This window comes from Aromatoleum sp., assembly GCF_032027225.1.
Classification (GTDB): domain Bacteria; phylum Pseudomonadota; class Gammaproteobacteria; order Burkholderiales; family Rhodocyclaceae; genus Aromatoleum.
On the sequence record NZ_JAVSMM010000001.1, the window covers coordinates 680,339 to 687,771 of the forward strand.

6 protein-coding genes are annotated in these 7,433 nt (G+C 62.9%); all 6 read right to left on the bottom strand.

Features of this window, described 5'->3' with window-relative positions; genetic code table 11:
- Positions 1-20: 20 nt before the first annotated feature.
- The 6 genes from ROZ37_RS03270 to ROZ37_RS03295 all read right to left on the bottom strand — a co-directional run bounded on the left by ROZ37_RS03270 (position 21) and on the right by ROZ37_RS03295 (position 6,463).
- Positions 21-1,256: a sugar transferase gene (locus ROZ37_RS03270; RefSeq protein WP_312657457.1), complete on the bottom strand. Its 1,236-nt coding sequence runs from the start codon at positions 1,254-1,256 to the stop codon at positions 21-23.
- A gap of 167 nt (positions 1,257-1,423) precedes the next feature.
- Positions 1,424-2,614 carry a DegT/DnrJ/EryC1/StrS family aminotransferase gene (locus ROZ37_RS03275; protein ID WP_312657458.1) on the bottom strand — a complete coding sequence of 397 codons (1,191 nt, stop codon included), beginning with the start codon at positions 2,612-2,614 and terminating at the stop codon, positions 1,424-1,426.
- Positions 2,611-3,585, bottom strand: coding sequence for an NAD-dependent epimerase/dehydratase family protein (locus ROZ37_RS03280; RefSeq protein ID WP_312657459.1), 975 nt, complete (start codon positions 3,583-3,585; stop codon positions 2,611-2,613). Before ROZ37_RS03280 ends, ROZ37_RS03275 begins: the two co-directional genes overlap by 4 nt.
- A 14-nt stretch (positions 3,586-3,599) precedes the next feature.
- Positions 3,600-4,271 carry a NeuD/PglB/VioB family sugar acetyltransferase gene (locus ROZ37_RS03285; protein ID WP_312657461.1) on the bottom strand — a complete coding sequence of 224 codons (672 nt, stop codon included), beginning with the start codon at positions 4,269-4,271 and terminating at the stop codon, positions 3,600-3,602.
- Positions 4,272-4,283: 12 nt separating this feature from the next.
- Entirely contained in the window at positions 4,284-5,438 is a 1,155-nt protein-coding gene (locus ROZ37_RS03290) for a DegT/DnrJ/EryC1/StrS family aminotransferase (RefSeq protein WP_312657462.1), read from the bottom strand.
- Positions 5,435-6,463: a Gfo/Idh/MocA family oxidoreductase gene (locus ROZ37_RS03295; RefSeq protein WP_312657463.1), complete on the bottom strand. Its 1,029-nt coding sequence runs from the start codon at positions 6,461-6,463 to the stop codon at positions 5,435-5,437. The genes ROZ37_RS03290 and ROZ37_RS03295 overlap by 4 nt, the downstream gene beginning before the upstream one ends.
- Positions 6,464-7,433 lie beyond the last annotated feature (970 nt).

Sequence of the window (7,433 nt, forward strand, 5' to 3'; positions counted from 1 at the left end):
CGTCGCCCCCGTCGGCGCGCTCATACCGCGCCCGTACACCGGACCACTACCCATACCGTCCGCGCGAGAATCTTCAGATCGAGCAGCAGCGAACACTCGTGGACGTACTGAAGGTCGAGCCGGACCATCTCGTCGAAGGTCGTCCTGCCCCTGCCCTTGACCTGCCACAGTCCCGTCATGCCGGGGCGCATCTCGAAGATCCTGCGGAAATGCCACGAACGGTACCTCTCGGCTTCGTACGGAATCGGCGGGCGCGGGCCGACGAGACTCATGTCCCCTTTCAAGACGTTGAATAGCTGCGGAAGCTCGTCGATGCTGGACCTGCGGATCAACTTTCCCACCCACGTCACGCGCGGATCGGACTTGAGCTTGTAGAGCGTTTCGCCGGCGCCGCCTTGATTCGCATCGCGGTCGTCGCCCGAGATCAGGCGCGTGACGTACTCCCTGTGTATCCCGTCGTCGGCGCCCGAGGTCATGGAGCGGAACTTGAAGAAGACGAACGGGACGCCTTCCGCACCGATCCGGTACTGCCTGAAGATGACCGGCCCAGGCGAGCTCATCTTGATCGCTAACGCCGTCAGCAGCATCAACGGCGAGAAGCTCAGGATCGCGATGACGGCGCCGACGATGTCCAGCGCCCTCTTGGTCGGGTACCCGTAGCGCCGGCCGTCGGGCGAGGCGTCGAGAAAGAAGGACGTGCGTTCCGCCTGGTCCTGCGGCTCGGCGAGAAGCGAATCGAAGACCCGGTCCGGATAGGTTTCACCGACGATCGAGACCGGCATCGTCGCCATCGCCTCCTTCAGTTTGGCGACGTTCGCCGCGAGTCCCTTGGCATCGGTCTCCGTGAGCAGCAACCCGATACGGTCCTGTCCCGCATAGCCGAGAATGTCCGTTTCGCGGATGTGAGCGCTGAGGAAGTTGAACAGCGCATGCGCCTGCCCCTGCACCTGCTCAGCGTTCTCCCACTGCTGGCCGAAGCTGAAGATCACGATCGACAGTGGCGCGCCGGAACGGTCGGCCCGTAGTCGCTCACGGCGCACGTGCTGCAGGAACGCATCGCGCGGCGCGAAGCTCGCGCTGCGCAGGCGGTAGCGGAGCGGCATTCCGATCCGGAGCAGACCAAAGACCCATAAGGTCAGTGCGGCCGGCAGCGCCAGCCAGGACGACAATTGCAGCGCCTCGTGCAACTGCGGGTACCGCCCCGAGACCAGCAGCGTGACATAACCGACAAGCAGAATGATCAGCGCCGGAATCACAAGCGGTCCTCGCTGAGGTGGATTACCGCCGACCGGACCCTGCATGTTCGCACTCTGCGGCCGGTCGGGGTCCGACGTCATCCGATCCGGCCGTTGCTCGGCGTCCAGTTCCGGGGGCCGCGACGGATAAGGACTCGGTGCCGCTTCCGACCGCGCGACAACCTCGGTCATGACTGCACCATCGCTCCGTTCGGTCGCACACGCTCCGAACCCGGGGCGCGAACCCCCAGCGCGCGGCGCAGCGCGGCGGCCACCTTCGTTTGCTCGTCCGCGGTCATCTGCGGATACAGCGGAAGAAGAATGCACTGGTCCTGCGCGCGCTCGGATTCCGCCAGATCGTGACGCCGGCCGATGTCCACGTACGCCTCCTCGCGGTGCGCGCACATGATCCCGCGCCGCGTGCCGATGCCGTCGTCGAGCATCGTCTGCATGACCTCACGCTGATCACAGCCGGCGGGAAGACGCACGCAGTAGCTCTGCCAGTTCGAACGCGCCCACGCCGGCTCGCTCGGCAGCCCGAGGCCGGGAACGTCCGCCAGCAACTCCCGATAACGAGAGGCCAGCACACGCCGCTGTGCCACGATGTCCGGCAGGCGCCGCAACTGCTCGCGACCGACCGCCGCCTGGATGTCGGTCATGCGGTAGTTGTAGCCGAGGACCGGGTACGACTCGAAGATGACCTGACTCGACGCGTGGCGCGCGCTCGCCGGCACGCTCATCGCATGCTGACGCAGCAGGCGAAACTGCCGGTCGAAGTCCGCGTTCCGCGTGGTCAGCATCCCTCCGTCACCGGTGCTGATGATCTTGCGCGGATGGAACGAAAAGCACGCGACGTCGGCATGGGGCCGCCCGATCCGCTCCCAACGCCCGTGCCACTCGATTTCGCTGCCGATCGCGCACGCCGCATCTTCGACGACCGGCACCTGGTATCGCGTCGCAATCTCGATGATCGTCCGCAGCTCGCAAGGCATCCCTACCTGGTGCACGCACAGGATCGCGCGCGTCCTCGGCGTGATCGCATCTTCGAGCTTCGTTGGATCGAGGTTATACGTTGCCGGGTCGACGTCCACGAACACCGGGGTCGCGCCGCAATAACGAATGCTGTTGGCGGTCGCGATGTACGAGTGGCTGACCGTGACGACTTCATCCCCCGGGCGCACGCCGACCGCCAGCAAGGCGAGGTGCAGCGCGACCGTGCAGTTCGAGACCGCGCAGGCGTACGGCGCACCGACGTAGGTCGCGAACTCCTCTTCGAAAGCGGCGACCTCCGGCCCCTGGGTCGTCCATCCGCTGAGGATCACGCGCCGCGCCGCGGCGGCCTCGGGTTCGCCCATCAGGGGCTTGGCGATCGGAATCATGGACGCGGCTCCTGCGGCTGGTCACGCCACCAATCCACGAGACGGCCCAGACCCGTTTCGAGGTCCACGCCCGCCTCGAACCCCAGCATCCGCTTTGCCTTCTCGGTGTCGCCGAGCCGCCGCGGAACGGGATTGACCGCGCGTTCCGGCCCGTATTCGGGACTCAGTTGCGAGCCCATCACGCGAAGCAAAGTCGTCGCCAACTCGTTCAGGCTGGTTTCGCGCCCGCGCGCGACGTTGAACACTTCATCGGAAACCGAGGACTGCAGCGCCAGGACGTTCGCGCGCGCCACATCGTCGATGTAGACGAAGTCCATCGTCTGGCTACCGTCCCCGAAGATCAACGGCGCCTGCCCCGCCCGGATCCGCTCCATCCAGCGGATCAGCACCTCGGTGTATTTGCCGTAAACGTCCATCCTCGGCCCGTACACATTGAAGTAGCGCAGCGCGACGTACGGCAGGCCGTACATGTCGTGAAAAGAGCGCAGCAAGCCTTCGAGCATGACCTTCGCGACGCCGTAAAGCGTGCGGTTGTCGTACGGGTGATGGTCCTCACGCGTCGGAAAGTGTTCGGCGAGTCCATACACCGATGCGGAGGACGCGGCGACGATTTTCCTGACCCCCGCGGTGCGCGCCGCGTCGACCACGTTGAAGCTGCCGCTGCACATCACCGCGGCTGCTTCCCCGGGATCGGCCGCGCACGCCGTGATACGCAGCGCGGCCATATGAAACACCGCGTCGATGCCGTGCAGTGCGTCGTCCAGGGCGTCCCGATCGCGGATGTCGCCGCGAACCAGCGTTACCCGCGCATCCTTCAGCGCCTCGGCGACGTTCGCCTGAGTCCCGCGGCTGAGGTTGTCGAAAATCACGATCCGTGCGGGCGAATACTCACGCAACAGCAGGTCGATCGTGGCCGAGCCGATCAGTCCGCAGCCGCCGGTGACGAGGATTTTCGAACCGTGGATATCCATGGGTGGCCTTTGCCCTATTGAATTCGGCTTGCCGGGACCGGTCGGTCCCCGCTCTCGAGACGTTTTTCGAAGATGTGGGCCGGGTTGCCGGCGACCGCTGTCCTCGTCGGAACATCCCTGACGACGGTGCTGCCCAGTCCGACCAGCGCTTCGTCGCCGATCCGCAGCCCGTTCATCACGCTGCTCCCGCTGCCGATGTAGCAGTTCTCGCCGATCACCGTTCCGCCCGCGATCGTCACGTTGCTCCCCACCAGCGTCCACGCACCGACGATGCAATCGTGGTGAATCACAGTGTTCGGCAGCACGCACACGTGGTCGCCAATCACGGCGTTACTGGTGACGACCGCGCCGGCCATGATCAGGACGTTGCGACCGACCTGGGCGAACCTCGAAACCTGTGCCGAGGGGTGAATCACGCGCGCGAAACGTCGGTCCGGGAGACGAAGGCTCTCGATCGCTTGTCGGCGCGCGCGGTACGACACCGGGCTTCCCGGCACCGCGAGCACCATCGCCTCGGCCCAGTCGCCGAACGCGGATCGACCGCTGACGGGGTGGCCCTGCGGTCCGGTCCCGTGCTTACCCGGGGTGTCGTCGACGAAACCGACCAAGCGGAACCGATCGCCCAGGCAATCGAGCGCTTCAATGCCGTTGCCGTTGCACGGAAAGATCAGGAGCGGTGTGCTCACGACGCCCCCTCTTCATGCTTCCTGGACCTGGACCGAGGGCCGGCCCGCCGAAATCGCGCCCGATCCCGGCTCGCTTGCCGTTGCCCGGATCGCCTCGCTGACGGCCTCGCATTGGGCGGCGGTCAGCTCGGCGAACATCGGCAGCGACAGCACTTCGTCCGCGGCGCGCTCGGCTTGGGGAAATTGGCCGCGGCGATAGCCGAGATCGGCGAACGCGGGCAGGAGGTGCACCGGTGTCGGATAGTGGATCCCCGTCTGGATATCCCTGGCCCGCAGGCTCTCCTGAAGCACGGCCCGCTCCGCGGTTCGGACGGCATAGATATGGAAGACGTGACGGGCATAGGGCATGACCTGCGGTGTTGCCACAGGGGATCCCTCGAGCAGCCGGTCGTAGCGTCCCGCCGCCGCCCGCCGCGCCTCGGTCCAGGCCTCCAGGCGACGCAGCTTCACCCTCAGCACCGCAGCCTGAATCGTTTCGAGACGGTAGTTGTAGCCCTTGAGGACATGGTGATATTTCTTCTCCGCGCCCCAGTCGCGCAGCATGCGGATGGTTCGTGCGAGCTCCGGGTTGCTCGTAACCACCATCCCGCCCTCGCCGTACGCGCCGAGGTTCTTGCCGGGATAGAAGCTGAAGCAGGCCATGTCGCCCAGACTGCCGACGCGGCAACCCCGGTATTCCGCACCGTGCGCCTGGGCGGCGTCTTCGATGACGACGAGGCGGTGCCGCCGTGCGATGTCGAGAAGCGGGTCCATGTCGGCCGGCTGTCCGTAGAGATGCACCGGAATGATCGCGCGGGTCCTCGGCGTGATCGCGGCCTCGATCGCCGCGACGTCGATCGTGAAAGTGCGCGGGTCGATGTCTACGAAAACCGGCGTCGCACCGGTGTAGTGAATCGCCGAAACCGTCGCCACGAACGTGAATGGGACCGTGATCACCTCGTCCCCCGGCCCGATACCGGCGGCAAGCAATGCAAGGTGCAGCGCGCTCGTACCGGTGTTGACCCCCACGCCCTGCGCCGCCTGACAGTACGCCGCAAATTCGGCCTCGAACGCGTCGACCTCCCGTCCGAGCGTGAATTGGCCCGACTCCAGAACGCGTTGAATGGCCTCGATGATCTCTTCCTTGATGGAAGCGTACTGGGCGCCGAGATCGACGAATGGAATCATGCGAACCTCACCTGTTTTTGCAGATAGACCGTCTCTCCTTTTCCGCACATCGACGCTGTCGCCGCCTCGATCAGACGGACGACCCGAAGACCGAGATTGCCGTCCGTCTGCGGCGGCTTGCGCTGCTCGATGCAGTCGATGAAATGTGCGCCTTCGACCCGCAGCGCTTCCGTGCCATCGAGACGAGGAGCCCGCATGTCGCCGGTGCGATAGCCCACGCGCATTTCCAGGATCTTTTGCGGATCGTCGGTAAAGCTCACGCCCTTGTCGTAGATCTTCACTTTTTCGCTCGGCTCCAGATCGTCGTAGGTGATCATCTTTTGCGAGCCGCCGAGAAGGATCATGCGAACCTTCACCGGCGCGAGCCAGCTCACATTTACGTGTGCAATCGTTCCGGAATCGTAAAACAGCGTGATGTAGGCCAGATTCTCGGGCGTACCGGGAAAGTGATTCGTGCCACTTGCAGACACGGCAACCGGTTCTTCACTCAGCAGGTGATCGAGAATCGAAAAATCATGCACGGCCAGATCGGCAATGACGCTGACGTCTCTTTGGAACAGGCCGAGATTCACACGCGTCGAATCGTAATAGAGAATCTTTCCCAGCTCCCCCGCGTTCATTACCTCGGACATTTTCCGCACGGCGCCGGTGTAAATGAAGGTGTGATCGACGATCAGCACGCGCTGTCGCCGATCGGCCTCATCGACGAGCTGCTGCGCCTCGGCCGCGGACTGCGACATCGGCTTTTCCAGCCACAGATGTTTGCCCGCCTTCAACGCGGCCATGCCCAATTCGAAATGGGTTTTTACGGGGGTTGCGATAGCCACCGCATCGATTGACGAGTCACGGAAGAGGTCGCGAAAGTCGGATGTGGTCCTGACATTCGGGTGGCGCCGCTGCACGAGTTGCAGTCGGGCGGGGTCGAGATCCGCAACCGCGACAACATTCGCTTCCGGTGTTTCGGAGAAGTTCCGGACGAGGTTCGGTCCCCAATAACCGTACCCGATGATGCCGACGTTCACCATGCCTTTCCCCTTTTCCCAAACCGCTCGTAGCACCGACATTCCCGAATCTATGCACGAGAGATATCACAGCCCATTGCTACAGAATTTGGACCGGTATCGAAAAGCGACGCGACGGAAGATCCGTTTAAATCGACAACTTAAAGATCGAAGCGAAACTTCAATTCATTTTTTTGACCGTCAACTTATTGCACCGACACTTAACGAGGGAAATTTTCCCGCAAAATTTCTTGCGCTAGTCTTTCCATCCGGGCGGTTCGTGCAGGTTCAGCTTAGTCGAACATTTGCCCGACGCTAGCGAAACGTAATGTAAAACTCTGGGAAAGAAGGACGAGAAAAAATCGGAAAAGAGAAGCCTTTGCGAATACGGTATATGGAAACAATGTGCAGCAGGTATCCAAGGTAATGGCGAGACTTAGAGGCCGCGCAATTGAGAAGTCCAATTCAATTCTGCGCGTAAATCAGCTAGGCGATTCGCCGTCCTTTTTCAACCCGTATTCGTGCGCAACTAGCCCAAATTGGGTCGTATCGAATCACCCCCTCCCCAAATCGGAACGCAGAGAGGATATAGGCAGCGATTGTTCTCGACGGACGGAGCGATAGCACGCGATCAGGACGCTCGACGCACCTCATGTCCGCAGGAGCAGATGCGTCAAGTGAGCGCTATTCCGCCCCTCTTTGGGGCATAGTCCCTCGACGCGCGCTTCGGTCGCGGTGGTTCTTCAGAATGCGAGGAGCCCGGCGCCCGAATGAGGTCTCGCAGCACGGGTTCGGGATAACCGGGTCAATTGCGAAACGAATTGAAAGAATTTCAATCGACGCGCCTTACCGCTCTAACAGGGTGTTGAAAATTCCGCCTTCACCTTCGGTTTCCGGCCGCCTGGAAAAAAATCGATGCTGAAAAGATCCGACCTGAGCCGCCCTGATGACGATTCCAGCTGCTTTTTCAGCCGATTGTGCAACGGCAATTGGG